The organism is Variovorax paradoxus, assembly GCF_000834655.1.
Classification (GTDB): domain Bacteria; phylum Pseudomonadota; class Gammaproteobacteria; order Burkholderiales; family Burkholderiaceae_C; genus Variovorax; species Variovorax paradoxus_F.
Genome location: NZ_JXQQ01000076.1, coordinates 1 through 25,255 on the forward strand (window position 1 = coordinate 1; position 25,255 = coordinate 25,255).

General features: G+C 68.3%; 32 protein-coding genes. 21 read left to right on the forward strand and 11 right to left on the reverse strand.

All coding sequences use genetic code 11. From position 1 onward, the window contains the following. Positions 1-517 precede the first annotated feature (517 nt). The 3 genes from RT97_RS25630 to RT97_RS25640 all read left to right on the forward strand — a co-directional run bounded on the left by RT97_RS25630 (position 518) and on the right by RT97_RS25640 (position 2,120). Entirely contained in the window at positions 518-799 is a 282-nt protein-coding gene (locus tag RT97_RS25630; protein WP_042581675.1) for a DUF427 domain-containing protein, read from the forward strand. After that, positions 796-1,551, forward strand: a complete 756-nt coding sequence (locus tag RT97_RS25635) for a 2OG-Fe dioxygenase family protein (RefSeq protein WP_042581676.1) — start codon at positions 796-798, stop codon at positions 1,549-1,551. Before RT97_RS25630 ends, RT97_RS25635 begins: the two co-directional genes overlap by 4 nt. Positions 1,552-1,679: 128 nt before the next feature. After that, the gene (locus tag RT97_RS25640) at positions 1,680-2,120 is read left to right on the forward strand and encodes a universal stress protein (protein ID WP_042581677.1); all 441 of its coding nucleotides are present in this window, start codon (positions 1,680-1,682) and stop codon (positions 2,118-2,120) included. A 49-nt stretch (positions 2,121-2,169) separates the two neighbouring features. Here the strand turns inward: RT97_RS25640 and RT97_RS25645 are convergent, their stop codons facing one another. Then, positions 2,170-2,841, reverse strand: a complete 672-nt coding sequence (locus RT97_RS25645) for an RluA family pseudouridine synthase (RefSeq protein WP_042581678.1) — start codon at positions 2,839-2,841, stop codon at positions 2,170-2,172. A gap of 90 nt (positions 2,842-2,931) precedes the next feature. On the opposite strand from RT97_RS25645, the gene RT97_RS25650 reads away from it, so the two are divergent. Further along, on the forward strand, positions 2,932-4,224 hold the full coding sequence (locus RT97_RS25650) for an MFS transporter (RefSeq protein WP_301280768.1): 1,293 nt from the start codon (positions 2,932-2,934) through the stop codon (positions 4,222-4,224). On the opposite strand, the gene RT97_RS25655 is transcribed toward RT97_RS25650, so the two are convergent. From RT97_RS25655 to RT97_RS33535, 3 genes are read right to left on the reverse strand one after another with little or no spacing between them, the layout of a single operon-like run. Continuing rightward, a complete protein-coding gene (locus RT97_RS25655; RefSeq protein WP_042581680.1) occupies positions 4,221-4,502 on the reverse strand; it encodes a 2Fe-2S iron-sulfur cluster-binding protein in 282 nt (93 codons plus the stop codon). The genes RT97_RS25650 and RT97_RS25655 overlap by 4 nt on opposite strands. Then, positions 4,499-4,801 carry a VF530 family DNA-binding protein gene (locus RT97_RS25660; RefSeq protein WP_042581681.1) on the reverse strand — a complete coding sequence of 101 codons (303 nt, stop codon included), beginning with the start codon at positions 4,799-4,801 and terminating at the stop codon, positions 4,499-4,501. The genes RT97_RS25655 and RT97_RS25660 overlap by 4 nt, the downstream gene beginning before the upstream one ends. Further along, on the reverse strand, positions 4,798-4,947 hold the full coding sequence (locus tag RT97_RS33535; RefSeq protein ID WP_013542593.1) for a hypothetical protein: 150 nt from the start codon (positions 4,945-4,947) through the stop codon (positions 4,798-4,800). Before RT97_RS33535 ends, RT97_RS25660 begins: the two co-directional genes overlap by 4 nt. An 86-nt stretch (positions 4,948-5,033) precedes the next feature. Here RT97_RS33535 and RT97_RS25665 point away from each other — a divergent pair, with 86 nt between their 5' ends. The 3 genes from RT97_RS25665 (at position 5,034) to RT97_RS25675 (ending at position 7,254) form a co-directional block, all read left to right on the forward strand. Continuing rightward, positions 5,034-5,552 (forward strand): GNAT family N-acetyltransferase, encoded by a 519-nt coding sequence (locus RT97_RS25665; protein ID WP_042581682.1) that lies wholly within the window; start codon positions 5,034-5,036, stop codon positions 5,550-5,552. Positions 5,553-5,556: 4 nt separating this feature from the next. Next, a complete protein-coding gene (locus RT97_RS25670; RefSeq protein WP_042581683.1) occupies positions 5,557-6,252 on the forward strand; it encodes a PepSY-associated TM helix domain-containing protein in 696 nt (231 codons plus the stop codon). A 93-nt stretch (positions 6,253-6,345) separates the two neighbouring features. After that, on the forward strand, positions 6,346-7,254 hold the full coding sequence (locus tag RT97_RS25675) for a DUF808 domain-containing protein (RefSeq protein WP_042581684.1): 909 nt from the start codon (positions 6,346-6,348) through the stop codon (positions 7,252-7,254). Positions 7,255-7,309: 55 nt separating this feature from the next. Here RT97_RS25675 and RT97_RS25680 read toward each other — a convergent pair whose 3' ends face one another. Further along, positions 7,310-7,525: a hypothetical protein gene (locus RT97_RS25680; RefSeq protein ID WP_042581685.1), complete on the reverse strand. Its 216-nt coding sequence runs from the start codon at positions 7,523-7,525 to the stop codon at positions 7,310-7,312. A 37-nt stretch (positions 7,526-7,562) separates the two neighbouring features. Continuing rightward, entirely contained in the window at positions 7,563-8,759 is a 1,197-nt protein-coding gene (locus RT97_RS25685; RefSeq protein WP_042581686.1) for a lactonase family protein, read from the reverse strand. Between the two features lie 101 nt (positions 8,760-8,860). Between RT97_RS25685 and RT97_RS25690 the strand changes: the two genes are divergently transcribed. The 3 genes from RT97_RS25690 (at position 8,861) to RT97_RS25700 (ending at position 10,493) form a co-directional block, all read left to right on the forward strand. Then, a complete protein-coding gene (locus RT97_RS25690; protein ID WP_042581687.1) occupies positions 8,861-9,136 on the forward strand; it encodes a DUF2164 domain-containing protein in 276 nt (91 codons plus the stop codon). Positions 9,137-9,205: 69 nt separating this feature from the next. After that, positions 9,206-9,634, forward strand: a complete 429-nt coding sequence (locus tag RT97_RS25695; protein ID WP_042581688.1) for a hypothetical protein — start codon at positions 9,206-9,208, stop codon at positions 9,632-9,634. 61 nt (positions 9,635-9,695) lie between these two features. Continuing rightward, positions 9,696-10,493, forward strand: coding sequence for an enoyl-CoA hydratase/isomerase family protein (locus RT97_RS25700; protein ID WP_042581689.1), 798 nt, complete (start codon positions 9,696-9,698; stop codon positions 10,491-10,493). A gap of 27 nt (positions 10,494-10,520) precedes the next feature. Here RT97_RS25700 and RT97_RS25705 read toward each other — a convergent pair whose 3' ends face one another. Both RT97_RS25705 and RT97_RS25710 read right to left on the reverse strand, forming a co-directional pair. Then, on the reverse strand, positions 10,521-11,624 hold the full coding sequence (locus tag RT97_RS25705; RefSeq protein ID WP_042581690.1) for a M14 family metallopeptidase: 1,104 nt from the start codon (positions 11,622-11,624) through the stop codon (positions 10,521-10,523). A gap of 38 nt (positions 11,625-11,662) precedes the next feature. Then, complete coding sequence (locus RT97_RS25710; protein WP_042581691.1) at positions 11,663-12,976, reverse strand: MFS transporter; 1,314 nt, start codon at positions 12,974-12,976, stop codon at positions 11,663-11,665. Between the two features lie 145 nt (positions 12,977-13,121). On the opposite strand from RT97_RS25710, the gene RT97_RS25715 reads away from it, so the two are divergent. Beyond that, positions 13,122-14,012, forward strand: a complete 891-nt coding sequence (locus tag RT97_RS25715) for a LysR substrate-binding domain-containing protein (protein WP_042581692.1) — start codon at positions 13,122-13,124, stop codon at positions 14,010-14,012. On the opposite strand, the gene RT97_RS25720 is transcribed toward RT97_RS25715, so the two are convergent. Beyond that, positions 14,009-14,665 carry a glutathione S-transferase gene (locus RT97_RS25720; protein ID WP_042581693.1) on the reverse strand — a complete coding sequence of 219 codons (657 nt, stop codon included), beginning with the start codon at positions 14,663-14,665 and terminating at the stop codon, positions 14,009-14,011. The genes RT97_RS25715 and RT97_RS25720 overlap by 4 nt on opposite strands. A gap of 68 nt (positions 14,666-14,733) precedes the next feature. On the opposite strand from RT97_RS25720, the gene RT97_RS25725 reads away from it, so the two are divergent. From RT97_RS25725 to zigA, 4 genes are all read left to right on the forward strand, one after another. After that, entirely contained in the window at positions 14,734-15,603 is an 870-nt protein-coding gene (locus tag RT97_RS25725; RefSeq protein ID WP_042581694.1) for a helix-turn-helix transcriptional regulator, read from the forward strand. Between the two features lie 42 nt (positions 15,604-15,645). Further along, positions 15,646-16,545 (forward strand): SDR family oxidoreductase, encoded by a 900-nt coding sequence (locus tag RT97_RS25730; RefSeq protein ID WP_042581695.1) that lies wholly within the window; start codon positions 15,646-15,648, stop codon positions 16,543-16,545. 109 nt (positions 16,546-16,654) lie between these two features. Then, positions 16,655-17,359, forward strand: a complete 705-nt coding sequence (locus RT97_RS25735) for a DUF899 family protein (protein ID WP_042581696.1) — start codon at positions 16,655-16,657, stop codon at positions 17,357-17,359. Positions 17,360-17,453: 94 nt separating this feature from the next. Next, the gene (gene zigA, locus RT97_RS25740) at positions 17,454-18,647 is read left to right on the forward strand and encodes a zinc metallochaperone GTPase ZigA (protein WP_042581697.1); all 1,194 of its coding nucleotides are present in this window, start codon (positions 17,454-17,456) and stop codon (positions 18,645-18,647) included. A gap of 115 nt (positions 18,648-18,762) precedes the next feature. On the opposite strand, the gene RT97_RS25745 is transcribed toward zigA, so the two are convergent. Further along, a complete protein-coding gene (locus RT97_RS25745; RefSeq protein WP_042581737.1) occupies positions 18,763-19,233 on the reverse strand; it encodes a Fur family transcriptional regulator in 471 nt (156 codons plus the stop codon). A gap of 124 nt (positions 19,234-19,357) precedes the next feature. Between RT97_RS25745 and RT97_RS25750 the strand changes: the two genes are divergently transcribed. The 4 genes from RT97_RS25750 to RT97_RS25765 all read left to right on the forward strand — a co-directional run bounded on the left by RT97_RS25750 (position 19,358) and on the right by RT97_RS25765 (position 23,629). Then, entirely contained in the window at positions 19,358-20,335 is a 978-nt protein-coding gene (locus RT97_RS25750) for an AraC family transcriptional regulator (RefSeq protein ID WP_042581698.1), read from the forward strand. A gap of 81 nt (positions 20,336-20,416) precedes the next feature. Continuing rightward, a complete protein-coding gene (locus tag RT97_RS25755; RefSeq protein WP_042581699.1) occupies positions 20,417-21,352 on the forward strand; it encodes a tryptophan 2,3-dioxygenase in 936 nt (311 codons plus the stop codon). An 11-nt stretch (positions 21,353-21,363) separates the two neighbouring features. Then, positions 21,364-22,530, forward strand: a complete 1,167-nt coding sequence (locus tag RT97_RS25760; RefSeq protein ID WP_042581700.1) for an FAD-dependent oxidoreductase — start codon at positions 21,364-21,366, stop codon at positions 22,528-22,530. 112 nt (positions 22,531-22,642) lie between these two features. Beyond that, positions 22,643-23,629 carry a Bug family tripartite tricarboxylate transporter substrate binding protein gene (locus RT97_RS25765; RefSeq protein ID WP_042581701.1) on the forward strand — a complete coding sequence of 329 codons (987 nt, stop codon included), beginning with the start codon at positions 22,643-22,645 and terminating at the stop codon, positions 23,627-23,629. A 6-nt stretch (positions 23,630-23,635) separates the two neighbouring features. On the opposite strand, the gene RT97_RS25770 is transcribed toward RT97_RS25765, so the two are convergent. Then, on the reverse strand, positions 23,636-23,944 hold the full coding sequence (locus tag RT97_RS25770) for a hypothetical protein (protein WP_042581702.1): 309 nt from the start codon (positions 23,942-23,944) through the stop codon (positions 23,636-23,638). 131 nt (positions 23,945-24,075) lie between these two features. On the opposite strand from RT97_RS25770, the gene RT97_RS25775 reads away from it, so the two are divergent. After that, positions 24,076-24,738, forward strand: a complete 663-nt coding sequence (locus RT97_RS25775; protein ID WP_042581703.1) for an alpha/beta hydrolase — start codon at positions 24,076-24,078, stop codon at positions 24,736-24,738. Between the two features lie 59 nt (positions 24,739-24,797). Beyond that, entirely contained in the window at positions 24,798-25,109 is a 312-nt protein-coding gene (locus RT97_RS25780; RefSeq protein WP_042581704.1) for a putative quinol monooxygenase, read from the forward strand. The last annotated feature ends 146 nt before the right edge of the window (positions 25,110-25,255 follow it).

Consider the following 25,255-nt stretch of genomic DNA (forward strand, 5'->3'; position numbering starts at 1 on the left):
TGCCCCCACCCCAACCCTCCCCCGGAAGGGGAGGGAGCCAATCCAGGCCGAGTGGAGCAAAGACCCATACTCGTAGAGAGAGCCAAGCCTAGCGAAGCGAAGCGAAGGCCCGTGAGCTCGCCGAGCGCAGCGATGGCGTACCGGTTCCCCAAGCCCTTCTGTATGCGCCGAGGAGCGCAGCGTTTCGCGGATCAGGGCTCGCCCTTGTCTGAGCGAAGCGAGTTTGGGCGAGACCCCGCGAAACGCGAGCACCGCAGGTTGCCCGTAGCGAAGCGAAGGGACGCAGACAGCAGGGTCGCCTTTCTTTTGCCTACGTTTCTTTGGCGAAGCAAAGAAAAGTAGGTCGGCCGCCGGGCCGAGACCCGGCCCCGGAAAACAAACAACCAAATAAGGTTCATACAACCCAAAAAAAGCAGTCGTCCCAAGCAACGGCACAATACCCAAGCCCCGTGCGCCCAGCGACCAAGGCCACCGCAACGGCCAGCTCCCCCGCACCACTCCCTCGGAGATCAAGTTCATGAAAGCAACCTGGAACGGCGTCACCATCGCCGAAAGCGACGACACCGTGCTCGTCGAAGGCAACCACTACTTCCCGATGAGTTCGCTCAACCGCGATCACGTCACCTTCAGCAACCACAAGACCACCTGCCCCTGGAAGGGCACCGCGAGCTACTACTCGCTCTTGGTCAACGGCGAGCTCAACACCGATGCCGCCTGGTACTACGCCGACCCGAAGCCCGAAGCCGAGGAAATTCGCGACCGCGTCGCGTTCTGGAAGGATGTGAAGGTCAGCGCGTGACCACCGCCGCCTTCACGCCGCCGTTCATCGATCCCGCCGAACTGCCCGCCGCGCTGCGCGAACAGGGCTATGCGGTGCTCAGCCCGCAGGGCGTGAGCGATTGGCTCGGCGCGCCGCTCTCGCAGCTCGAGGCACTGCACGCAGACTGGAACGATCTTCCGCCCGACGAGTACCTGAAGGACGGCGGCCGCTACCGCACGCGCCGCCATGCGTGCTTCACCGTCGAGGCCGGCGACAACGCCACGCTGGAGCAGGTGCCGCATCGCGCACATTGGCAGCCGGTCGAATACAACGCGCTGCACGGCGGCATGCAGCGCTGGTTCGCGCCGATGCTCGCCGAGACCATCGTGCAGCCGGTGTGGCAGCGCCTGCTGCAGCGCCTGGGTACCGCGGCGAGCGACATGCGCGGTGCGCCGCAGAAATGGTTCGTCGAGGCGCACCAGTTCCGCATCGACACCGCGGGCGGCATCGGCCGTCCGACGCCCGAAGGCGCGCACCGCGACGGTGTCGACCTCGTGGCCGTGGCGCTGGTCGCTCGCCAAGGCATCAAGGGCGGCGAGACGCGCGTGTTCGAGGCCAATGGCCGGCGCGGCGAGCGCTTCACCATGACCGAGCCGTGGACGCTGCTCGTGCTCGACGATGCGCGCGTCATCCACGAATCGACGCCGATCCAGCCGCTCGAAGAGGGCGGCGCGGGCTGGCGCGATACGCTCGTGATCACCTGCCGATCGCAGGGTTTCCAGGGCGATTGAAGCCCTCTGGCGGCACTTGAAGGCGCCGCTGGCACGAGTCCTACAGCCACCCATCGGCGTAGCGGTTAAATTCGGGACCCGGTTCGACTTCGAGCCGTGTCTGTCTGCGAACGAAAGCGAGGTCCGCCATGTTCAATCACATCCTGGTTCCCATCGACGGTTCTGAAACTTCCATGCTCGCCGTCAGCAAGGCCAGCGGCCTCGCACTGGCTTTCGGAAGCCGCATCACGCTGATCCACGTGATCGACAACTACCCCTTCATCGGCGTGGGCGCGGACTACGCGCTCGGCCAGAACGAATACCTCGCCGCCGCCACCACGAGCGCGAACGCGGCCCTCGCACGCGGCGTCGCAGCCCTCGCGGCCGAAGGCCTGCACAGCGACCAGCGCGTGATCGACGGCCACGTGGTGCACGAAGGCATCGTGGACACGGCCATCGCCATCGCGGCCGACCTGATCGTGATGGGCTCGCACGGACGCAGCGGCATCGAGAAACTTCTGCTGGGCAGCGTCACGCAGCGCGTGCTCCAAGACGCGACCATGCCGGTGCTCGTGGTCAAGGGCGGCTGAGAAGGCATGAATAAACCTGCTGCGCGGCTCGATCTGGCACCTGCGGTCCTCACCGTACTTCACGCCTTCTGAGCGAAAAGCCCGACGGACTTTCGAAGCGAAGGGCCTGCTGCGTCGCCGGGTGTACGAAGGCCAGCGTGCTCGCATGCAGCAGCAGTCGCGGCGCACGCGATTGCACTTCGGCGTCGCCATACAACGCATCTCCCAGGATCGGATGACCGATCGACAGCAGGTGCACGCGCAACTGGTGCGAGCGGCCGGTCTCCGGTTCGAGCAGCACATGCGTCGCGTTGAAATTTCCCTGTACCGATGAGGCCAGCGCACGCCAGCGCGTGAGGCTGGGCTTGCCCGCCGGATCGGTTTTCTGCAGCGGCCTGCGCGGCCAGTCGGCCATCAAAGGCGCGTCGATGACCGACCAGTCTTCGCGCATGGGCATTGCGCCATCGACGATGGCTTCGTAGCGCTTGTGCACCTGCCGTTCTGCAAAGGCGGCGCTCAACGCGCGTTGCATGGCCAGGCCGCGCGCCATCACCACGAGGCCGCTGGTGGCCATGTCCAGGCGGTGCACGATCAGCGCATCGGGCCATTGGCGCATCGCGCGTGCGCTCAGGCAGTCCTGCTTGTCGTCGCCGCGCCCGGGCACGCACAGCAGGCCCGCGGGCTTTTCGAGCACCAGCAGGTGGGCGTCTTCGTGGATGGGAGCGAGCGGCGGCGCGGTCATGGAGCAAGCGAGTGTAGAGAGGGCGCGAGAGGCAGGGCATTGCGCTTGCTAACGGGCGGCTCACGGCGCCTCGGCTATCCTCGACGCACAATGTCCGGCCCCGCTCCCGCCTCCGCTTCCTCCCCCCAACCCAGCTTTTCCGACCTGACGCGCGAGCGCCCGTTCATGCACATGTGGACGGCGCGGCTCTTCGGCACCGCCGCCTCGCAGATGCTGCTGGTGGCCATCGGATGGCACATGTACGAGCTCACCAGCAGCGCCTGGGACCTCGGCCTCGTCGGGCTCTACCAATTCGTTCCCGCACTGCTGCTGGCGCTGCTGGCCGGCCACATCGTCGACCGCCACCACCGCGGCCGCATCGTGGCGGCGTGCTTCGCGGTGCAGGGGCTCGTGGGCCTGGTGCTGCTGCTGGCCGTGCTGGAAAAGCACGACACGCGCGGGCTGCTGCTGGGGCTCTCGCTCGTGCTGGGCGCGGTGCGCGCCTTCCAGATGCCGGCGCAGCAGGCGTTGACGCCTTTGCTGGTGCCGCCCTCGATGCTCGCGCGGGCCATGGCGTTCAGCTCGGCCGGCATGCAGGGCGCGATCATCGGCGGGCCTGCGCTCGGCGGGCTGCTGTTCGTGGCGGGAATGTCGGTGGTGTACGGCGCGAGCGTGGCGTTCTTCGTCGTCGCCTGCGCGCTGGTGCTGCGGCTGCGCTACGCGTACACGCCGGCCGCGCGCGAGCCGGTCACGCTGGCCACGGTGTTCGCGGGCGTCGACTTCATCTGGAAGCGCAAGCCGGTGCTCGGCGCCGTGTCGCTCGACCTCTTCGCGGTGCTGCTGGGCGGCGCTGTGGCGCTGCTGCCGATCTACGCCAAGGACATCCTGCATACCGGTCCCTGGGGGCTCGGCCTCTTGCGCGGCGCGCCCGCCGTGGGGGCGCTGGTGATGTCGATCGCGCTCACGCGGCGGCCGGTCGAGCGGCACGTGGGGCGCACACTGCTCCTGGCCATCGGGCTTTTCGGCCTTTGCATGGTGGTGTTCGGCATCTCCAGGAGCTTCATCGTTTCGCTCGTCGCGCTCGCAGTCTCGGGCGGGGCGGACATGGTCAACGTGGTGATCCGCCAGACGCTGGTGCAGCTGGAGACGCCCGATGCCATGCGCGGGCGGGTGAGCGCGGTCAATTCGATCTTCATCGGCGCGAGCAACCAGCTGGGCGAATTCGAATCGGGCGCCACGGCCGCGCTGCTCGGGCCCGTGGGGTCGGTGGTGGTCGGCGGCGTGGGAACGATGCTGGTGGCGCTGACGTGGTTCAAGCTGTTCCCGTCGCTCGCGCACCGCGATCGCCTCGTGGTGGCAATGCCTGCAGCCGTCAAGCCCGCTGCACCCGCCGCACCGGTCTAGAACACCGAAAAGGCTTTCGGCGCGTCGAGCGTGAGGTCGTCCAGCGCCTCGGCCACGCAGGGGAGGATCCAGCCCTCGTCTTTTTCGTCGGCGCTCAGGCCGGGCCATTCGATGATGTGGCGCACGTGGCCCGACACCAGTTGGCAGATGCAGGTGCGGCACGTGCCGTTGCGGCAGGAACTCGGCAGTTCGATGCCGGCGGCCTCGGCCGCCTTCAGGAGCGTGGTGCCCGTCTCGGTCTCGAAGTCGAGGCCCGTGGGCTCGAGTCGGACCTTCATTCGCGGGGAGGCTGTTGTTGTTGCTGCTGCTCGCGGCGCTGTTCGCGCAGCATGAAGAGATAGAGGCTCTCGACCTTCTCGCGCGCCCACGGCGTCTTGCGCAGGAATTTGAGGCTGGAGCCCACGCTCGGGTCGATCTGGAAGCAGCGGATGGGAACGAGTTCGCCGAGGTGTTCCCAGCCGTACCAGTCGGCCAGGGAGGTGACGATGGCCTCCAGCGTGAGCCCGTGCAGCGGGTTGCGGGGCTGCGCCGGCTTGGCGGGGGGCGGTGAGCCCCCGGCCGGTGCCTCGCCGGTCACTTGTTCTTGAGCTTGCCGCGCGGAATCACCGCGGTGGTGATCGTGCGGACCGGCTCGATGCCGCCGGTGCCCACGGGCTTGGGCGGCGAGGTGTCCTTCTTCGGTTTCTTGGCTTCCTTGGTGCTGCGTTGCTGACTCTTTGCCATGACTTTTCTCCAGTTGATGCTACGGATGCAGCGGGCAGTTTAGCGGTGCGGCGACAATAGCCGGTTCCATCCGATTTCCCGCATTCATGTCCGATTACGAAGTTCGCCCCGCCACGATGCGCGACGCCAAGGCCGTCGCCGAAGTCCATGCCCTGGCCGCCAAGGCCGCCTACGAAGGCATCCTCCCCGAAGAAGAGCTGCGCACGCTGGCCCCCGCCACCCGCGAAGCCAAGTGGCGCGAAGCCATCGAATACAGCGAACCGCAGGTGCAGGTGGCCACCCTCGGCAGCGAGATCGTCGGCTTCGTCGGCTTCGACCGTTCGCGCGACCCCAAGACGCCGTCCACCACGGGCGAGATCTGGGCCATCTACGTCAAACCCGAGCACTGGGGCAAGGGCGTGGGCGTCGCCCTCTGGGACGCCGCGCGCGAAGGCCTCGAGGAAGAGGGCTGCACCAACGTCACCATCTGGGTACCCATTCGCAACGACCGCGCCATGCGCTTCCACGAACTCGCGGGCTTCAAGCGCGAGATGAAGACCGCCAAGACCACGCTGCTGGGCACCGTGCGCATCGAGGAAATCCGCCTCAAGCGGACCGTCGCCTGATCCGATGACGACGCCGACTGCGCCGGAAGCCGGCCACAGCAACCACGCCGCGCGGGTGCTTGCGCACCAGCGCCGCACGACCCTCGTGCAGTGGATTCGCCGCACCCACGGCTGGTTCGGCCTCTGGGGCGCGGTGCTGGGGCTCCTGTTCGGTTTCAGCGGCATCTGGCTCAACCACCGCAACGTACTCAAGCTGCCTCAGGCCCAGGAGCGCACGCGCGCCCAGCTGGCGCTGCCCGATCCGGTGCCCGCAACGCCCGAGGCGATGAGCCAGTGGCTGCAGGGCGCGCTGCGCATGAGCGGGCCGCCCAATTCGTCGCGCATCGAGCCCGCCAAACCGGTGGCCTGGGCCGACAAGAGCGACAAGTCGGCGCCCGCACTCACGCAGCCGGCGCACTGGGTGTTCAACTTCGGCGGCCCCAACGCGACCGTGCAGGCCGACTACTGGCAGGGCAACCGCTCGGTCGGGGTCAACACCACGCACAACGGCTTCGTCGCCACGCTCACCAGCATGCACAAGGGCGGCGGCATGCCGCTCGCGTGGATCCTGCTGGTCGACACGCTGGCCGGCAGCCTGATCTTCCTGTCGATTTCGGGCGTGGCGCTGTGGATGCTCACGCACCGCCGCCGCCGCGTGGGGCTCGCGCTGTTCGGCGCGTCGCTGGCAGCGATGCTCGCCATCGCTTTCAGCGCCCTCTGACCGGTGCCCCGGGGCTGCCGCATACGGTTATTGCCTGTGCCGGCGGCCGCTGCGGCTAAGCTCGCCGATTCTTTTTCAGACTGACCTTTTCACATGGCCACCAGCCTGCTCCTGCTGCTCGACGACATCGCCACCGTTCTGGACGACGTGTCGATCCTCACCAAAGTCGCCGCCAAGAAGACGGCCGGCGTGCTCGGCGACGACCTCGCGCTCAATGCGCAGCAGGTCTCCGGCGTTCGGGCCGAGCGCGAGATCCCGGTGGTGTGGGCGGTCTGCAAGGGATCGTTCATCAACAAGGCCATCCTGGTGCCCGCGGCGCTGGCCATCGGCACCTGGCTGCCCTGGCTGGTGACGCCGCTCCTGATGATCGGCGGCGCCTTCCTCTGCTTCGAGGGCGCCGAAAAACTCGCGCACAAGTTCCTGCACAAGAAGGAACACGAAGCCGACACGCAGCGCCACGAGAAGGCCGTGGCCGACGAGGCGGTTGACGTGGTGGCCATCGAGAAGGACAAGATCAAGGGCGCGGTGCGCACCGACTTCATCCTCTCGGCCGAGATCATCGCGATCACGCTGGGCACCGTGCAGGGCCAGCCGTTCACGACGCAGCTGAGCGTGCTGGTCGGCATCGCGCTGATCATGACCATCGGCGTGTACGGCCTGGTGGCCGGCATCGTGAAGCTCGACGACGCGGGCCTCTACCTGAGCCAGCGCACGAGCGCCGCCGCGCGGGCTCTCGGCCGCGGCATCCTCGCCACGGCGCCCTGGCTCATGAAGGCGCTGTCGGTGGCCGGCACCGCCGCCATGTTTCTCGTGGGCGGCGGCATCCTCGTGCACGGCGTGCCCGCGTTCGGCCATGCGGTCGAAGACTGGGCCAAGGCGACGGGCGGCGTGTTCGGCACGCTCGGCTCGATGGGCGTGAACGCCGTCGTGGGGCTGGTTGCCGGCGCGATCGTGCTGGCGGTCGTGGAGCTCGTCGGCAAGCTGCGCGGCAAGAAGGGCTGAGCCTGCCGCACGCACGCTCCTTGCGATGAACCCGACGAAAGGCGGGTTTTTTCTTTCAGGGGCGCTGCTGCTTGTTGCGCTGGAACAGCCCGACGCCGACCAGCGCGATGCCCAGCACCAGCGCGAACCAGCCGACGATGTACGCGCCCGCCACCATCTCGAACCAGCGCGTGCCCTGCAGGAAGCGCGGCGCCAGCAGGACGGCGGCGCCGATGACCAGACAGAGAATGCCGCGTTCGAGCGTGCGGAGGGTGCGTTGGGGTTTGGCCATGGCGTGTGGTTTCAGTCGGTCTGTGCGGTGAGGCGGATCAGTGCGTCATTGTCCCGCGCATCGCGGCCGGGTGACCCTGCAACGGAACCGATTTCCCCGTCGGCACCAGCGTGTCGCCATCGACGCGCAGGATCGTGATGTCCTGGTCGATGAAATTGCCCACGTAGAGGTACTTGCCGTCCGCGCTCCATACCGCGCCTTCGGGCAGGCCGCGCACCACCACCTCGTTGGCGCGCGTGACCTTCTTGCCGTCGATCTTGAGCAGCACCACCGAGCCGTTGCGGTTGTAGAAGTACGCGTTCTTGGCCGAATTGCTGCCGCGCAGGATCACCGCCACCGCGTGCCTGCCGGTCGGGCTCACCGCGAGGCCTTCGGGGCCGTCGCCGACCACGACCTTGTCGATCACGCGCGGCGGCGTGGCTTCCATGTCGATCACGCTCACGGTGTCGACCTGCCCGTCCGATGCGCCGGAGTTGCCGTTGTCGGCCGTGAGCGCGAGCTTGCCGTCGGGCGTCACGTCCACGTTGTAGGGCCAGAGGCCCGCCGCGAGGTCGACCTTGTTGTAGCTGACCTTCTCGCCGTCCACTTCGAGCAGCGCGATCTTGTGGGTCGGAAACTTGGCGGCCAGGGCTCGCTTGCCGTCGGGCGTGAAGCGCACGTGCGCCACCGAATCGTTCATGGCCACGGTGTCGATGAGCGTCACCTTCTTGCCCGCGATGCGCAGCACGCTCACCGAGTTGTCGGCGCGGTTGGCCACCAGCGCGAGCGTGCCCGCGCGGTTGATCGACAGGCCCGACGGTTGCTTGCCCACGGCGAGCGTATCGATCAGCTTGGGTGGCGTCGCGGTCAGGTCGACCACGAAAAGGCGGTTGTCGGGCACCTGCTTTCGCACGCCGTTTTCCTCGACCACGTTGAGCGAGTTGGCGACCAGCGCGAGCGTTTCGCCGGGCGTGATCGCCAGGTTGGTCGGCGGGCCGGCGATGGTGTTGTCCAGCTGCAGCGTGCCGACCAGCTTGGGCGCGAGCGGGTCGGTGCCGATGTCCAGCACCTGCACCGTGTCGCGCCCCATGGGGGCGAGGATGACCGCGCCCGCGTCGCTCCACGACTGCTTCTCGTCGTTGGCCACGACCATCAGCTGGCGCTGCGGTACGGTGGGGGTGAGGTTGGTGCAGCCCGGGAGCGCGGCCAGGGCGGCCAGCGCAAGGGCGGCCAAAGCGGCCGGTTGGAACTTCATGGTGCGTGTCTCCGTTGTTGTGTCGTTGTTGCGCGGGCCCTGGGGGCCGCTGCGCATCGTAGCGGCACAATCGTTCGCCCCAACACCCCAGAGCAACCCGCATGACCATCGAGATATCAAAGGAGGCGCGCCAGCAGGCGATCGCCTCGATCGAGCGTTACTTCAACGAGAACATGGAAGAGAAGATCGGCAACATCGCGGCCGGCGCGCTGCTCGGCTTCTTCCTGGAGGAGGTCGGGCCCCTGGTCTACAACAAGGCCGTGGCCGAGGTGCAGGAGCGGCTGCAGTCGCGCATCTCCGAAGTCGATCTGGAGGTGCACGAGGACGAGTTCCAGTACTGGCGCAAGTTCGACAACAAGCAGAAAAAGGGCAAGTAGGCCCGGCCGTCGCGCGCACGCATCGTTTGGAATTCAAAGATGCTTCCAAACGTTGCAGAATCCCAAGCCATGCAACTTCACCGCCTGACCACCCGCTTTCTGCCTTCTTCGCTGCTGCGCACCCTGGTCGCCGTGCCGCTCATGCTGGCTGCGTCCCTTGCAACTGCCCAGCAGGAGCCGCCCTCGGCATTTCCGCTGGACGCCACCGGCTACCTGAACGAGGAACTGCCCCGCATGGAGGCCGCCATCGCCGCCAGGGACCGCAGCTTCTTCCACGGCGCGATGGTCCGCACGGTGCAGTTCTCCGAGCGCTGGGGCTTCAAGGTGAAGGCCAATCCGGACCTCGCGGCCTACTCGATGTGCACCTCGGCGGTGATGGACTACGTGGTCGTCGGCATGTGCAGGCTCACCCCCGGAGACGAGGCCTGCGAGCCCGGCCTCGGGCCACGTTTCGACGCCAATGTGCAGCGCTGCCGCGAGATGGCCGCGCGAAAATAGCGCTCCGATCTTTCAACGAAGAAGAAAGTCCTCGTCCTTTCGGCCGAAGGACGGAGACACCATGGACTATTCCCGCTACCAGACCCTCGCCATCACGCGCCGCGGCACCAACGGCACCGTGCTCGACATCCAGATGCGCGCGGCCAACGGCAAGCTGCCGACCGCCGGCCACGACGGCCACCGCGAACTCGCCGAAATATGGCGTGACATCGCGGGCGACGACTCCGTGCGCTGCGCGGTGTTGCGGGGCGAAGGCCTCGGCTTCTCGGGCGGCGGCGACCTCTCGCTGGTGCAGGACATGGCCACCGACGACGCCATCCGCCAGCGCGTGTGGAAAGAGGCGCGCGACCTCGTCTACAACATCATCAATTGCGACAAGCCCATCGTGAGCGCGATGCACGGCCCGGCCGTGGGCGCGGGGCTGGTGGCCGGCTTGCTCGCCGACATCTCGATCGCCGCGAAGACCGCGAAGATCGTCGACGGCCATACGCGCCTGGGCGTGGCGGCGGGCGACCATGCGGCCATCGTCTGGCCGCTGCTGTGCGGCATGGCCAAGGCCAAGTACCACCTCCTGCTGTGCGAGCCGGTGAGCGGCGAGGAGGCCGAGCGCATCGGCCTCGTGTCGCTCGCGGTGGACGAGGCAGACCTCCTGCCGCGTGCCTACGAAGTGGCCGACCGGCTCGCGGCCGGAAGCCAGAGTGCGATCCGCTTCACCAAGTACGCGCTCAACAACTGGCTGCGCCAGGCCGGCCCGACCTTCGACGCCTCGCTGGCGCTCGAATTCATGGGCTTCGCGGGCGCCGACGTGCGCGAAGGCGTGGCGTCGCTGCGCGAGCGTCGCGCACCGAACTTCGGCTGAAGTCCGGGCTGCCGGATCAGGCTTTTTTCAGGCCTTCTTCAGGCCTTGCAGCGTCTGCAGCAGCACGACGCGCGTCTGCCCGAGCACCATGCCCTTCCACTCGTCGTTGTCGCAGTAGAACGCGTCGCGCAGGCCCTGGCGGATCTCGCGCTTCTGCGCTTCCGGCGCCTCGGGGTGGCGGCGCAGCCAGGTGTCGGCGCGCAGGCGCGTGAGCACCTCGCCATCGGGCAGCGTGCCGAATTCGAGCCCCATGGGCGCGATGCTCGCGTTCGGGCATTCGTCGTACGCGATCGACACCACGGGCCCCGACACGTCGGCCGAAGCCGAGTCGCCGGCAAAGGGCGCGAACACGTCGGCGCCCCACCATGCGTGCGCCTGCGCGAGGTCGGCGGGCGTGTTGCGGCCCGGGTAGATCTTCTCGCCGTGGCCGTAGGGGCCGAGGCCGGTGTGGATGTCGATCCAGCCGATGTGCGTGGCCGACGCGGCGTATCTGCGCAGGATGGCGCGCATCGTGCCGTTGCTCCACGAAGGCGCGGTGCCGCCGTAGAACAGGCCGTCCGGCGACACGTACTGGCCCCTGGTCACGGCCGCGCGGAAGGCGCGCATGCCGTGCTTTTCGACATAGGCGGCCACCGCGGCTTCGTCGGCCGGCGTGGGCGGCCAGGTCGCGGTCAGCACCAGCGGCTCGACATCGGCGTATTCGGCGTTCACCGGCAGCGGCGCGCTGAAGTCGATGTGGTTGCGGTTCAGGTCGATGTTGTCTTCGTTCGTGCGGTGAAGGTGCGAGAAGCCGTGCGGGTTGACCGCATGCACCAGCAGCAGCGCCACCCCGGCCTGTTCGAGCCGCGCGAGCAGGTCGGTGTCGTGCAGCGTCGAGACCTGTGCGCCCGAGCCGCAGAAGCCTTCGGGGCCGTGAGTGCCGGAGGTGACGAGCAAGATCTTCTTCGCGTCCTTCGTGCCGATCAGCGCCACGTCGGTGGCGAGTTCTTCGCCGAGCGCGCCGCGGTGCGCGGGATGCACGAACGATTCGATGGCGGCGCCGCGCTGGGTTGCGGCGTCGAGGAACTTGGCGCGGGCTTCGACATACGTGCCCGAGAAGTGGCGGGTGGCGGCTGTGGGTTGCGTTTGCATGGGTGAAGGGCTCCTGTGCGGATTCGTGGGAATGTTTTTCAGGCGGTCGCGTAGGCGTCCGCAGCGTCGATGTCGCGGCCCGTGTGGTCGCGCAGCCAGATCAGGCCCAACAGCGAGATCACCGTCATCGCCACGAGGTACCAGGCCGGCGCGAGCTTGCTGCCGGTGGCATTGACCAGCCAGGTGCTGATGAAGGGCGCAAAGCCGCCGAAAAGCGCGACGCCCACGCTGTACACGAGCGACATGCCGCTCGCGCGCACGCGCTTGGGAAACATCTCAGGCAGCATCGTGATGCCCGGCACCGTCTGCACCACGAGGCCGATGCTCAGCACGCCGAGCACGGTGAACAGCACCACGGGCGTGGGCGAGGCGTTGAGCCAGAGAAAGGCCGGGTAGATCAGGATCGCCATCACGACCCGGCTCCAGAAGATGAGCGTCTTGCGGCCCACGCTGTCCGACAGCTTGCCCACGAACGGCGCGAACGCGAAAGAGATCAGTCCCGTGAGCGCCGCGCCGAACAGCGCCACCGAGGGCGTGAGGCCGAGCTCGCGCACGGCATATGTGGGCATGTAGAAGGTCACGACATACGCCGCTGTGGTGCCGCCGACGAGCGCCAGGATGGCCGCCAGCACCGTCCTGCCGTGCTGCGTGCAGACGATCTTCAGGCTGCTCTCGCGCGGCGCAGCGGCTTCTGCGGGCGAGATGTGCAGCGACTCTTCGAGGTGGCGGCGGATGTACATGCCCACCGGCGCGATCAGCATGCCGATGACGAAGGGCACGCGCCAGCCCCAGCTCTGCATGGCCTCGGGCGTGAGCGAGAAGGTGAGCGCGCCCACCACGACGGCGCCGAGCATCACGCCCAGGCCCTGGCTCGCGAACTGCCAGCTTGCCATGTAGCCGCGGTTGGCGGGTGTGGCGTGCTCCACCAGCAGCGTGGTCGATGCGCCCACTTCGCCGCCGGCCGAGAAGCCCTGGATGAGCCGCGCCAGCACGATCACGATCGGCGCCGCGACGCCGATGGCCGCGTAGGTCGGCGTGAAGGCGATGAGCGCGCAGCCCAGCGCCATGAGGAAGATGGTGAGCGTCATGGCCTTCTTGCGGCCGGCGCGGTCGGCGTAGGCGCCGATCACGATGCCGCCCAGCGGCCGCATGATGAAGCCGACGCCGAAGCTCGCCACCGTCAGGAGCAGCTGGCCGTACGAATTGAAGGTCGGAAAGAAGAGCTTGCCGATCACGAGCGCGAGGAACCCGTAGACCGTGAAGTCGAAGAACTCGAGCCCGTTGCCGATGGTGGTGGCGACGATGGTCTGGCGCCGGCGTGCGGACGGGGGCTGCGTGCTTGGGGTGCTCATGTCTCTCCAGGTGTGCTTTTGTGTGGTCTGGTTGGAAGGTCGTGCGACCGCGGCGGATGCTAGAGACTCGATGCTGTCATGAAAAGACAATAATTGAGCGATAACGATAACTTTTGGTTGTCATGCAACCCGTTGACCCGATCCGATGAAACCCAATCAGTTGCATGCCTTCGTGGCGGTGGTCGAGCAGATGAGCATCCGTGCCGCAGCGCGTGTGCTGGGGCTCTCGCAGCCCGCGGTGACCAAGATCGTGCACGAGCTGGAGCGCGAGGTCGGTGCGCCGCTGGTGGAGCGCAGCGTCAAGGGCGTGCGGCTCACCGAGTTCGGCAGGGCCTTCGCGCCCCGCGCCCGGCTGCTGCTGGCCGACATGCAGCGGGCCCGCGACGAGATCGCGCAGATCCGCGACGGCGCGACCGGCTCGGTGTCGATGGCGGTGAGCACGTCGTTCGCGCTCACCGTGCTGCCCGTGGCCTTCAAGGACTTTCACACGCGCCTGCCCGCGGTCGACGTGCAGTTCAGCGAGGCGGTGCTGCCATGGATGCTCGCGCGCTTGCGCGACGGGTACCTGGATTTCGCGGTGGCCCACGTGGTGCCCGGCACGCTCGATGCGCAGTTCGAGGCGGTCGAGCTGTTTCCGGTGCAATTGGTGGTGGGCATGCGCGAGCGCCATCCGCTGCGGGGCGCGCGTTCGCTGCACGATCTGTACGCGGCCGAGTGGATCCTGCCGAGCGACGACGACTCGGTGTCGCCGCTCTTCACCCCGCTGGGCCTGCCGCCGCCGGCCCGCATCATCCAGGGGCAGTCGGTCACGGTGGCGCTGGGCCTGGCGGGGCACATGGACCTGATCGGCCTGTTCGTCGAGCCGCTGGTCAAACTCGCGTTCAAGCGGCACGGCATCCGGCGCATCGACGTGGTGGAGTCGCTGCCGACGTTGAATGTCTGCGTGGTGCGGCGAAGGGGCCAGTTGCCGACACCGGCCGCGCAGCATTTCATCGAGTGCATCCAGCGCGCCTCGGCGGCCGCGATGGGCGGCTAGGCCGGCGGGAAGCCGATGCCCGCCTCGCCCGTTTTCCAAGGCGCGTACTTGGGCATGGCGCGTGCGAAGAGGTCCGAGGACGTCCATGCGGAAAGCCAGGCGTGCAGGCGGGGCCAGGGCTGGGCGTCGAACCATTGCGCATCGACCATCGCGAACTGGCGCACGAAAGGCATGAGGGCCGCATCGGCCAGCGTGGCGTGCGTGCCGGCGAGATGCGGCGAGGCCGTGAGCCGGGATTCGAGATCGCGAAGGAACGCCGCGCCGCGATCGCGCGCAGCATGCTCCGCGTCGTCGAACCGATGGGGGTATTTGTAGCGGTCGAGCTGCGGCTTGAACTCGCCATCGCAGGCGGCCACCAGCGCGAGCAGTTCGTCGAGCGTGCCGGCCCGGGGCTGCAGCCAGCGCTGCGGATCGTTGCGCCGCAGGGCCCACAGCATGATGTCCAGGCTCTGTTCGAGCACCGTGCCGTCGGCCATCACCAGCACGGGCACCGTGCCCTTGGGCGAGGCGGCCAGCATCTCGGAGGGCTTGTCGCGCAGCACGATTTCGCGCAGCTCGCAGTGCGTGTCGCTCGCGATCAACGCGAGCCGGGCGCGCATCGCGTAGGGGCAGCGGCGGAACGAATAGAGAACGGGGAGGGCGGTGGAAGGCATGCGAGCGGCCGATTTTCCGCCAGTGCGGCCGGCTCGCGCACGGCCGGGTTTTTCAACACAATCGAACGATGGGCGAACGTCTCTTCCTCCGGCTCGACGACGACCCGCTGCACGGGCCGGAGTCGGGCGTGCCCGCCGGCACGCTGCGCGCGGTGCCTGTGAGTGCCGCGCTGCGCCCGCATGTCTCGCACATCCTGCTGTACCGCGAGACCTTCGCCGCGGGGCACGAGGTGCACGAGCGCGTGCTGCCCGATGGCGCGGTGCGCCTCGTCTTCAATCTTGGCGATGCGCCTTCCGCGGGCGAAGGCGCGGGGCAGCCGGTGGAAGCGATCGGCGCCTCCGTCTCGCCGGTCGTGGTGCGCATGCGCGACAAGGTCGAGGGCGTGTCGGTCACGCTGCGGCCCGGCGCGGCGGCCGCGCTGCTGGGCATGCCCGCTGGCGAAATCGCGGGCCGGGCGGTGCATCTGGACGAGCTCTGGCAAGGTGGCGCGGCCGCGTTGCTGTCGCGCATGGCCGAGGCGCCCGACGATGCCGCGCGCGCTCTGCTGCTTCAGGCCGCGCTGGAGAGCCGCTTGCCCGAAAGCCGCACCACCCCGCACCACGCCGCGATGCACGCAGCCCGCCTCATCGCGGCATCGGGCGGTCGGCAACCTCTGCGCGATGTGGCGGCTGCCGTCGGTGTCGGCGAGCGACGGCTGCAACAGCTCTTCCATGCGCATGTCGGGCTGTCGCCGCGCGCGTGGTCCCGCCTGGCGCGGCTGCACGACTGCCTGCGCGCGCTGCGCCTGCAGCCCGCGCCGGCCTGGGCCGACGTGGCGGTGGAGAGCGGTTTCTACGACCAGTCGCATCTGGTCAACGAATTCCGCGCGCTCTGCGGCGTCACGCCGACCGAGTTCATGGGGCACGCGATTTCGGGTTCTTCCAAGACGCCCGGCTGAGGGCGCACTATCTTCGTCGGGGTTCAAACCAAGGAGCACCGGATGACGCAGAACGAGAACCCGAGCCGCCCGCTGAAGGACTGCGTGGCGGTGGTCACGGGCGCCAGCCGCGGCGCGGGGCGCGGCATTGCGATGGAGCTGGGCGCGGCCGGGGCCACGGTGTACGTCACCGGCCGCAGCACGCGCGCGCAACCCGCCGACACCTATGGCCAACTGCTGGCCCTGTCGGACCTGCCGGCGGTGCCCGGCAGCATCGACGACACCGCCGACGAAGTCACGCGCATGGGCGGGCGCGGCGTTGCCGTGCGCTGCGACCACACCCGCGAAGACGACGTGAAGGCGCTCTTCGCGCAGGTGGAGCGCGAGGCCGGCCGCATCGACCTGCTCGTGAACAACGCATGGGGCGGCCACGAGACCTTCAATGGCGTCTTCGATGCGCCCTTCTGGGAGCATCCGCTCGCCAACTGGGATTCGATGTTCGACCGCGGCGTGCGCAACCACCTCCTGGCCAGCCGCTCGGCTGCGCCGCTGATGGTGCGCGCCCAGCGCGGCCTGATCGTGACCACCACCTTCTGGGACCGTGGCCGCTACATGAAGGGCAACCTCTTCTACGACCTCGCAAAGGCCTCGATGACGCGGCTGGCCTTCGGCATGGCAGAGGAACTCAGGCCGCACGGCGTGGCGTCGGTTGCCGTGTCGCCGGGCTGGATGCGCACCGAGTTCGTGCTGGCAGGCCACAAGACCGACGAGGCGCACTGGCAGGAGCGGCCCGCGCTCGCGGGTACCGAATCGCCGCGCTACCTCGGCCGCGCAGTCGCCGCGCTGGCTGGCGATCCGCAGGTGCTGGCAAAAACGGGGGAGGTGCTTCGCGTGGCCGACCTGGCGAAGGAATACCGCTTCACCGACATCGACGGCCGTCAGGTGAAGGCCTTCGAGATGTAGGACGGCGCGCCCCTGCGATTCGCGAACTGTTCGGACCGGGAACGCAGGGGCGCGGGCACAGCATCGAACGACATGTTCAACCTGATCTTCTCTTTCAGGAGCGATACCCATGTCTTTGCCAACCCAACTTGAACCCGCGCGCCAGCTCGCCGATGCCAACCCCATGCGACTGCCCAACGAGAGCGCGGCCTACCGCGCGGCACGCACCGCGCTGCTGGCCGAAGAGATCGAGCTTCGCCGGCACTGCGAGCGCGTTGCCGAGCAGCGCCGCCGATTGCCGCCCGGAGGCGAGGTGCCCGAGGACTACGAGTTCCAGGGGCCGAATGGCCCGGCGAAGCTCTCCGAACTCTTCGGCAGGCACGACACGCTGATCACCTACAACTGGATGTACGGTCCGAAGCGCGAGCGCCCGTGCCCCATGTGCACGTCGCTCCTGAGCGCCTACGACGGCGAAATGCCCGACATCCTGCAGCGCGTGGCCTTCGCGGTGATCGCGACCTCGCCGATCGAGCGGATGCGCGCCTTCGCCGTGGAGCGCGGCTGGCGCTACCTGCCGCTCTACTCGTCGGCCGGGAACAGCTTCAATCGCGACTACGCCGGCGAGACGCCGGACAGCGGCGACAACGCAGCGTTCAACGTGTTCCACCGCAGCGGCGGCACCATCCGTCATTTCTGGGCCGCCGAGATGGGCGCGGGCAGTGCCGACCCCGGGCAGGACCCGCGCGGCGCACCAGACCCGATGCCGATCTGGAACCTGCTGGACATGACGCCCGAAGGCCGCGGCAAGGATTGGTATCCGAAGCTGAGCTACTGACGGCTCCGAGAGGTTGGCGGGGTTGCATCAAGTGCAACCTTGTTGCGGTTGATCCCTATAATGCAATGCTGTTGCATATATGGAATTCGCTCTCATGCCCCATCGTCTCCCCGTCACGGTCCTGTCCGGCTTCCTCGGCGCAGGCAAGACCACCTTGCTCAACCACATCCTGCACAACCGCGAGGGGCGCCGGGTGGCGGTCATCGTCAACGACATGAGCGAGGTCAACATCGACGCGGCGCTGGTGCGGGACGGCGGTGCCAAGCTCTCGCGCACCGAAGAGAAACTGGTCGAGATGAGCAACGGCTGCATCTGCTGCACGCTGCGCGAGGACCTGCTCGTCGAGGTGAATCGCCTGGCCAAGGAGGGGCGCTTCGACCAGCTGGTGATCGAATCCACCGGCATCTCCGAACCGCTTCCCGTGGCCGAGACCTTCACCTTCGCGGGTGAGGACGGCAGGAGCCTGGCCGACGTGGCGCGGCTGGACACCATGGTGACGGTGGTCGATGCCTTCAACTTCCTGCGCGACTACGGCTCGCCCGACAGCCTGGGCCAGCGCGGCCAATCGCTCGGCGACGAAGACACGCGCACGGTGGTCGACCTGCTGATCGAGCAGATCGAGTTCTGCGACGTGCTGGTGGTCAACAAGACCGACCTGGTCACGCCCGAGGAACGCGAGCGGCTGATGGCGATCCTGCAGAGCCTGAACCCGCGGGCGCGCATCGAGGTGTCGCAGTTCGGCCGCGTTGCGCTCGACCGGGTGCTCGAGACGGGCCTCTTCGATTTCGAGCAGGCCGAGCAGGCGCCGGGCTGGCTGGCCGAACTGCGCGGCGAACATCTGCCCGAGAGCGAGGCCTACGGCATCCGCAGCTTCGTCTACCGCTCGCGCCTGCCGTTCCATCCGAAGCGCTTCTGGGACCTGGTGCAGGGCGAGTGGGAGGGCGTGGTGCGCTCCAAAGGTTTCTTCTGGCTCGCGAGCCGCGCCACGCGCGCGGGTTCGTGGTCGCAGGCCGGCGGTGCCTGCCGCTACGGCGCGGCCGGGTTCTGGTGGGCGGCCGTGCCGCGCGAACACTGGCCGACCGAGGCCGATGCGCTGGAGCTGATCCGCAAGAACTGGGACCCGGCCACGGGCGATGCGCGGCAGGAGCTGGTGCTGATCGGCATCGGCATGGACGAGGCCGCGATGCGAGCGCGGCTGGATGCGTGCCTGCTCACCGAGGAAGAGATGCGCTTCGGCCCCTCGTGGTGGCAGAACCTGCCCGATCCGTTTCCGTCCTGGAACGTCTGAAAACGGCATGGCGCGAAACGCCCGCGCAACCGGCTTTTCCGGGCCGCAGGCGTTGCCCCCGGAAGCGGGTTGACGAAGCGACACGAAGTGCGCAAAGCCCGGGGGAGAGCCCTTGTTATCGGGCGCAGTCGCCGCAGGTGCCGTGAAGCGTCAGTGCGGTGTGGCGGGTGTCGATGCCTTGCTTGCGCAACGCCCGCCCGAGGCGCCCCATCACCTTGGGCAGTTCGGGGTCGGACGGCAGCGCCAGCACCTTGTGGCACTGGTCGCATTCGAAGGTGTTGCCCGAGGCGGCCTCGACGTGCCGCGCGAAGCGGTTGACGCGATCGGCGCCCACGCGGCGGTCGCACAGGCCCGCTTCGACGAGGCGGTCGAGCACGCGGTAGATGGTCACCCGGTCGGGGGCCTCGCCCGTCGCGGTGGTGTAGGCCGCGGCCACTTCCTCGTGCGTGAGCGGCTGGGAGGTGTGCCGGAGGAGCTCCAGCACCGTCTGGGCGGCGCGTGTCACGCGCAGGCCGCTTTCGCGCAACAGGGATTCGCTGTCGAAGGCAGCGGCGGCGAGCGGGGGCTTCGGGTTCGGGGTCTTCATGGGAAACGCCATTGTGTTGCATCCCCGGGTGCATTGTGCAAAGCGACGACAAATCGCCTGCAATCCGCGCGGTTGCCATGCCAGATAATCGCCGGCTTCCAGATCACCGGGCGGCACGAACAGCATGGACACAGAGCGGGGCGGCGACGTACTCAGCCACGTGCTTGCGACGTACAGGTCCGAGCGCGCGGTCACGGCCCGTTTTTCGCTGACCTCTCCCTGGGCGCTGCATTCGGCCGGCGTCGATGGCCCGCTGATCCGCATGTGCACCGGCGCGCCGTACTGGATCGCCGTGGACGGCGCCGAGCCGGTGGCCGTTGCGCCGCACGACATCGCGATGCTGCCGCAGGGCAGCGCCCACACCGTGTCGTCCGCGCCGGGGCTCCAGGCCGAGCCCTTTCGCGACCTGATCACCGCGCACTCGGTCGGCCGGCACGGCGACCACCCGATCGTGTTCTCGCACGGCGGTGGCGGCGCGGCGACCGCGCTGTTCTCGCTGCACCTGTGGATGCCCGCGGAGGGCCTGGGCTCCATCATGGCGAGCCTGCCGCCGCTGATCGTGCTGCGGCAGGCGCAGATTCCCACGACCGCGTCGCTCGCGCAGGCGATGGAGTCGCTGGTGAACGAAACCGTCGCGCAGCGGCCAGGCTGGCAGCTCTCGGCGGCGCGCATGGCCGACCTGCTGCTGGTGCACATCCTCTGCGAGCACCTGTACGCCCAGCCCCAGGCCGAGCAGGTGCAGCAGGCCGGCCAGCTGCGCGGGCTGGACGACGAAAGCATCGCCCGCGCGATGTCGCTGATACACGAGCGGCCCGCGCACCCGTGGTCGGTGGCCACGCTGGCGCAGGCCAGCTACCTCTCGCGCACCATCTTCAGCGAGCGCTTTCGCGCGCTGGTCGGCGTGACGCCGATGCATTACCTGGGCTCCTACCGCATGACGCTCGCGGCCGAGAAGCTCAAGAACCGGCAGCTGAGCCTGCACCAGGTGGCCGAGGCGGTGGGCTATGCCTCGGAAAAGGCGTTCTCGCGCGCCTTCCAGCGCTGGACGGGCATGACGCCCAGCGCCTACGCGCGCCGGCTCGGCAGTTCCGAATCCAGCTGATCACCGTGCACCGGACGATCGGTGCCCAAATCCGGCGTGCCGGAGGTTGAGGCGACGGCATGCGCGCCGAACAATCGGCGCATGCCCATCCAACGCCACAGAGTCATTCCCGAAGTCCGCGACCCGGCGCTCGAAAACTCCCTCGTGAGGTCGATCGCGTCCGGCGACGACCGGCAGCGCGAAGCCACGGTGAAGACCACCGATGGCGAGCCGCTGCTGCAGTTCGAAGGCCGCAGCAACCCGTACCTGGAACATCAGCGCAACGACCTGCTTCTGAGCATCCAGCACATGCGCAGCGAAGGCCACGACGAGATGGTCTTCATGTGCATCACGCACTGCAAGGAGCTGACCTTCAAGGCCACTCACTACGAGCTGGTCAACATGCAGGCGCGCATCCGCGCCGACGACGTGGCCGGCGCGCTGCAGCTGGTGCCGTGGGTGCGGGCGCTGCTGGAGTTCCTGGGCAAGACCTGGGATGTGCTCTCCACCATCACGCCGCACGAGTTCAACCAGTTCCGCAACACGCTGGGCATCGCGTCGGGGCAGCAGTCGTACATGTACCGGCACGTGGAGTTCATCCTGGGCAACAAGTCGGTGCCGCTCGCGCGTGCGCATGCGAACAACCCCGACGTATGGCCCTACATGGAGCGCGCGCTGAATTCGCCGAGCCTCTACGACGACGTGCTCGCGCTGCTGCACCGCCGCGACATCGCGATGCCGCCCGAGGCGCTGGCGCGCGACTGGTCGGCGCCCTATGCGGTGAACCCGGGCGTGGAAGCCGCGTGGCTGCGGGTCTACGGCGACCCGACGCCGGAGAACGATCTCTACCGGCTCGGCGAGGCGCTGATGGACATCGCCGACGTGTTCTCGCAATACCGCTGGCGGCACTTCGTGTCGGTCGAGCGCATCCTCGGCTTCAAGCCGGGCACGGGCGGCTCGGCCGGCGTGGGGTGGCTGCGCAGCGTGGTCGATCACCGCTTCTTTCCGGAGCTGTGGTCCGTGCGCACGCAACTCTGAGGCGTCCGTTCATGACCGCAACACACAACAACAAGGTGCTGATCGTCGGCGCCGGCATCGCCGGCTGCTCGGCCGCCGTCGCCCTGGCCGACAAGGGCATGCAGGTCACGCTGGTCGAGAAGGAGGCCCGATGGCGCTTCCAGAGCTCGGGCATCTTCATCTACGGCAACGGGCTGGAGGCGCTGCGCAGCATCGGGGTGCTGCCGCAGATCCTCGATGCGGGCTTCGGCATCGCGGACGGGCGCAATGTCTACCTCGACCATCGCGGCGCGCCGATCGTCGATGTGTTCTATCCGCGCTCGCACGGCGGCGCGGTGCCGATCCTGGGCATCAAGCGCGCCGAGATGCATCGCATCCTCGCGGGCCGGCTCGGTGCGCTGGGGGTCGACATCCGGCTGGCGACGACGGTGGCGGACATCCATGCGCCCGGCGGCGAGGTCGCTTTCTCCGACGGGACGCGCGAGCGCTTCGATCTGGTCATCGGCGCCGACGGCATCCGCTCGCAGGTCCGCGAAGCCGTGTGCGGGCCTGTGACGCCGCGCTACACCGGCTTCGGCGTCTGGCGCAGCGTGCACGAGCGGCCGCGCACGCTCGACGCGAAGATCATGATGATGGGCATCGGCAAGCGCCTGGGCATCATGCCGATCAGCGACGACAGGCTCTACATCTTCGGCACGGTGAGCGAGCCTGCCGGCCGTTGGTATCCGCGAGACCAATGGCCCGCGTTGATGCGAGAGCGGTTCGCGGAATTCGGCGGCCCGGCGCGGCAGTTTCTCGACCAGCTCTCGGCGGATTCGGAAGTGCTCTACACCGCCGTCGAGGAAGTGCAGGCGCCGCTGCCCTGGCATGCGGGTCGCGTCCTGCTGATCGGCGATGCGGCGCATGCCTCGACGCCGTTCATGGGGCAGGGCGGCGCAATGGCAGTGGAAGACGCTGTCGTGCTCGCCCGGATGCTTGCCGCGGACGGCATCGGCGAGCAGACCCTGAAGGCCTTCGGCGAGCGACGCTTTCCCATGTGCCGCTTCGTGCAGGACGCCTCGCGCAAGGTCGGCGAAGCCGGCGCCATGGAAGACGCCGCGAGCTGCGCGCGCCGCAACGCGGCGATGCGGGAGACGGCCCAGCAACAGGTCGATGCCTTCTATCAGGCGCTGGACCGGTTGCGCTCGGCACCGGCCTGATGGAACTGCTTATGCCCGGATCCAGCTAAGCATCTGACGAATGGGTCGTTCGCGGAAAGGCAGGTGCGCGACAGAATCGCGCGCTTTGTCTTTTTGCAACCGAAAGTCCTCCATGCGCGTCCATCCCTGGCTGAAACCGTTCCTCGCACTCTGGGCCGGTGCGGCGGTCTCGCTGGGCGCCCAGGCGCAGCAGCCGCCGGCGGCCTACCCGTCGAAGCCCGTGCACATCACGGTCGCCAACACGCCCGGCAGCTCGCCCGACGTGCTCGCGCGCTACCTGTCGCAACGCCTCGCCGAGCAATGGAAGCAGCCCGTGGTGGTCGACAACCGCGCCGGGGCCGCGGGCATCCTGGCCGCCGATGGGCTCGCCAAGGCGCCGGCCGACGGTTATTCGCTGCTGGTGGGCGCCGACGGGCCGATCACCATCCTGCCCAACCTCCAGGCCGGCCTGCCTTACGACGCGCGCCGCGACCTCGTGCCGGTGGTGTCGCTCGGCCAGATCGACTTCGTGCTGGTCGCGAACCCGAGGACGGGCTTTCGCACCGTCGCCGATTTCGTGCGCGCCGCCAAGGCGCAGCCGGGGCGCATCAACTATGCATCGGCCGGCAACGGCAGCCCGCAGCAACTGAGCATGGAACTGCTCAAGCAGAAGACCGGCATCTACGTCACGCACATCCCTTACCGCGGCGGCCCGCTGGGCATGCAGGACGTGATCGCGGGGCAGGTCGACGTGATGTTCATCGCGGTCGGCCCAGCGCTGCAGCACATCCGCGCCGGCAAGCTGGTGGCGCTGGGTACCAGCGGCGAGAAGCGCCATGCGCTGCTGCCCGAGGTGCCGACCGTCGCCGAGACCTATGCGGGCTACCGCTCGGGAACCTGGTTCGGCCTGTTCGCGCCGGCGCGCACGCCGCAACCGGTGCTCGATGCCATCGCCGCCGACGCGGGGCGCATCGTGCAGACGCCCGCGGCGCGCGCCGACCTGGCGCTGCAAGGCATCGAGGCCACGGGTTTTCCGCAGCGGCAGTTCCAGCAGCTGGTGTCGGCCGAATACGAGCGCTATGCGCAGATCGTGAAGGCCACCGGCATCAAGGCCGAGTAGCCCGGGCTAGCGGATCGACCGGGACAGCGCCTTGGAGAAATCCGCGACATCGTCGTCGCGGCACACCTCGGCGGCCATCGGCGCATGCCCGCCGGCCACGGCGACCAGCGCCATCGCCTTTTTCGGGCAGAGGCCAAGGCAGGTGGACTGCACCACGCGAAGGCGCCCCGGCACATGCACCAGGTCACGCTTGAGTTCCTTGCGGACCTGCTTCGCCTTGAGTTTGGTGGGGCCGTCGCTGCGCTCTTCGCAATCGCCGCACACCAGCACGACGCCGGACAGCTTGGTTTCGACCAGGGGAGGGGAATGGCTCACGCGGGTTGTTCCTTTTTTCTTTGCTTTTGTTTCAGCCCATCTTGGGCGCGAACGCACGCCGCGCAAGTCAGCCGACCGCCCGAATGCGCTAAGGTCCGGTCATCCACGTTCCTGAATACCTTTGCCCGACCATGTCCCGTACGCCCATCGAAATCGAAACCGCCCCGAACCCGACCGCCTCCGTGATCCTCATGCACGGCCTGGGCGCCGACGGCAACGACTTCGTGCCGATCGCCGGCGAGCTCGACCTGTCCGCCGTGGGGCCCGTGCGCTTCGTGTTCCCCAATGCGCCGGTGATCCCGGTCACCCTCAACAACGGCTACCAGATGCCGGCCTGGTTCGACATCGCAGCCCCCGATTTCGACGTGCAGGAAGATGCCGCGGGCCTGCGCCGCTCGCAGGCCACCATCGAGGCGCTGATCGCCAACGAAAAGGCCCGCGGCATCCCCGCCAGCCGCATCGTGGTGGCCGGCTTCTCGCAGGGCTGCGCGATGGCGCTGCTGACGGGCCTGCGCCACACCGAGCGCCTGGCCGGCATCGTCGGCCTCTCGGGCTGGCTGCCGCTGGCGGCCAGCACCGCGGCAGAGCGCCACGCGGCCAACCACAAGACGCCGGTGTTCCTCGGCCATGGCCGTCAGGACCCGATGGTGCCGCTGGCACGGGCTGTGCAATCGCGCGACGCGCTCGCCGCCCTGGGCTACACCGTCGAATGGCACGAGTACGCGATGGCGCATTCGGTCTGCATGGAGGAAGTGGCCGACCTGAACGATTTCCTGCTGCGCGTGCTGGGCTGAAGCGCGAACGGGGCCGCCGCGGCAACCGCTAGACATACGGACGAAGAAGGAGACATCCCATGATCCTCGTCATCGGACATGCCCTCGCCAAACCCGACACCCTGCAGGCGATGCTGGCCATCAGCGTGGAGCACGTGCTGCGCTCGCGCGCCGAGCCCGGCTGCATCTCGCACGAAGTCTCGACCGACGCGCAAGACCCGCTGCGGCTGACCTTCGTGGAGCGCTGGAGCGACATGCCCGCGCTGCAGGCGCACTTTCGCGTCGATGCCTCGCGCGCCTTCGGCAAGGCGCTCGCGGCGATGGCCGACGGCATGCCGGAAATCCACGTCTACCAGTCGGATGAGATAGACCTGCGGGCCGGCCGCGCCTGACCCCGCATTTTTCTCTACAAAAAAGGCTTGCAGCCTCCACGGTGCCTATGCAGGGAGCTATCAAAAAAGTAGCGGGCGGACGCCTAGCCGGAACCGGGATTCCCTGCACGAGCAGTGCCCGCGCGCCCGTGCTACCTTCCAGCCCC

Coding starts and splice junctions, on each gene's coding strand:
- RT97_RS25675 (WP_042581684.1), top strand. CDS start 6,346: ATGGCCACCAGCCTGCTCCTGCTGCTCGACGACATCGCCACCGTTCTG.
- RT97_RS25780 (WP_042581704.1), top strand. CDS start 24,798: ATGATCCTCGTCATCGGACATGCCCTCGCCAAACCCGACACCCTGCAG.
- RT97_RS25690 (WP_042581687.1), top strand. CDS start 8,861: ATGACCATCGAGATATCAAAGGAGGCGCGCCAGCAGGCGATCGCCTCG.
- RT97_RS25680 (WP_042581685.1), bottom strand. CDS start 7,525: ATGGCCAAACCCCAACGCACCCTCCGCACGCTCGAACGCGGCATTCTC.
- RT97_RS25760 (WP_042581700.1), top strand. CDS start 21,364: ATGACCGCAACACACAACAACAAGGTGCTGATCGTCGGCGCCGGCATC.
- RT97_RS25710 (WP_042581691.1), bottom strand. CDS start 12,976: ATGAGCACCCCAAGCACGCAGCCCCCGTCCGCACGCCGGCGCCAGACC.
- RT97_RS25655 (WP_042581680.1), bottom strand. CDS start 4,502: ATGAAGGTCCGACTCGAGCCCACGGGCCTCGACTTCGAGACCGAGACG.
- RT97_RS25745 (WP_042581737.1), bottom strand. CDS start 19,233: ATGAAGACCCCGAACCCGAAGCCCCCGCTCGCCGCCGCTGCCTTCGAC.
- RT97_RS25640 (WP_042581677.1), top strand. CDS start 1,680: ATGTTCAATCACATCCTGGTTCCCATCGACGGTTCTGAAACTTCCATG.
- RT97_RS25725 (WP_042581694.1), top strand. CDS start 14,734: ATGGGCGAACGTCTCTTCCTCCGGCTCGACGACGACCCGCTGCACGGG.
- RT97_RS25670 (WP_042581683.1), top strand. CDS start 5,557: ATGACGACGCCGACTGCGCCGGAAGCCGGCCACAGCAACCACGCCGCG.
- RT97_RS25735 (WP_042581696.1), top strand. CDS start 16,655: ATGTCTTTGCCAACCCAACTTGAACCCGCGCGCCAGCTCGCCGATGCC.
- RT97_RS25750 (WP_042581698.1), top strand. CDS start 19,358: ATGGACACAGAGCGGGGCGGCGACGTACTCAGCCACGTGCTTGCGACG.
- RT97_RS25720 (WP_042581693.1), bottom strand. CDS start 14,665: ATGCCTTCCACCGCCCTCCCCGTTCTCTATTCGTTCCGCCGCTGCCCC.
- RT97_RS25665 (WP_042581682.1), top strand. CDS start 5,034: ATGTCCGATTACGAAGTTCGCCCCGCCACGATGCGCGACGCCAAGGCC.
- RT97_RS25685 (WP_042581686.1), bottom strand. CDS start 8,759: ATGAAGTTCCAACCGGCCGCTTTGGCCGCCCTTGCGCTGGCCGCCCTG.
- RT97_RS25730 (WP_042581695.1), top strand. CDS start 15,646: ATGACGCAGAACGAGAACCCGAGCCGCCCGCTGAAGGACTGCGTGGCG.
- RT97_RS33535 (WP_013542593.1), bottom strand. CDS start 4,947: ATGGCAAAGAGTCAGCAACGCAGCACCAAGGAAGCCAAGAAACCGAAG.
- zigA (WP_042581697.1), top strand. CDS start 17,454: ATGCCCCATCGTCTCCCCGTCACGGTCCTGTCCGGCTTCCTCGGCGCA.
- RT97_RS25715 (WP_042581692.1), top strand. CDS start 13,122: ATGAAACCCAATCAGTTGCATGCCTTCGTGGCGGTGGTCGAGCAGATG.
- RT97_RS25645 (WP_042581678.1), bottom strand. CDS start 2,841: ATGACCGCGCCGCCGCTCGCTCCCATCCACGAAGACGCCCACCTGCTG.
- RT97_RS25775 (WP_042581703.1), top strand. CDS start 24,076: ATGTCCCGTACGCCCATCGAAATCGAAACCGCCCCGAACCCGACCGCC.
- RT97_RS25755 (WP_042581699.1), top strand. CDS start 20,417: ATGCCCATCCAACGCCACAGAGTCATTCCCGAAGTCCGCGACCCGGCG.
- RT97_RS25700 (WP_042581689.1), top strand. CDS start 9,696: ATGGACTATTCCCGCTACCAGACCCTCGCCATCACGCGCCGCGGCACC.
- RT97_RS25630 (WP_042581675.1), top strand. CDS start 518: ATGAAAGCAACCTGGAACGGCGTCACCATCGCCGAAAGCGACGACACC.
- RT97_RS25705 (WP_042581690.1), bottom strand. CDS start 11,624: ATGCAAACGCAACCCACAGCCGCCACCCGCCACTTCTCGGGCACGTAT.
- RT97_RS25650 (WP_301280768.1), top strand. CDS start 2,932: ATGTCCGGCCCCGCTCCCGCCTCCGCTTCCTCCCCCCAACCCAGCTTT.
- RT97_RS25695 (WP_042581688.1), top strand. CDS start 9,206: ATGCAACTTCACCGCCTGACCACCCGCTTTCTGCCTTCTTCGCTGCTG.
- RT97_RS25765 (WP_042581701.1), top strand. CDS start 22,643: ATGCGCGTCCATCCCTGGCTGAAACCGTTCCTCGCACTCTGGGCCGGT.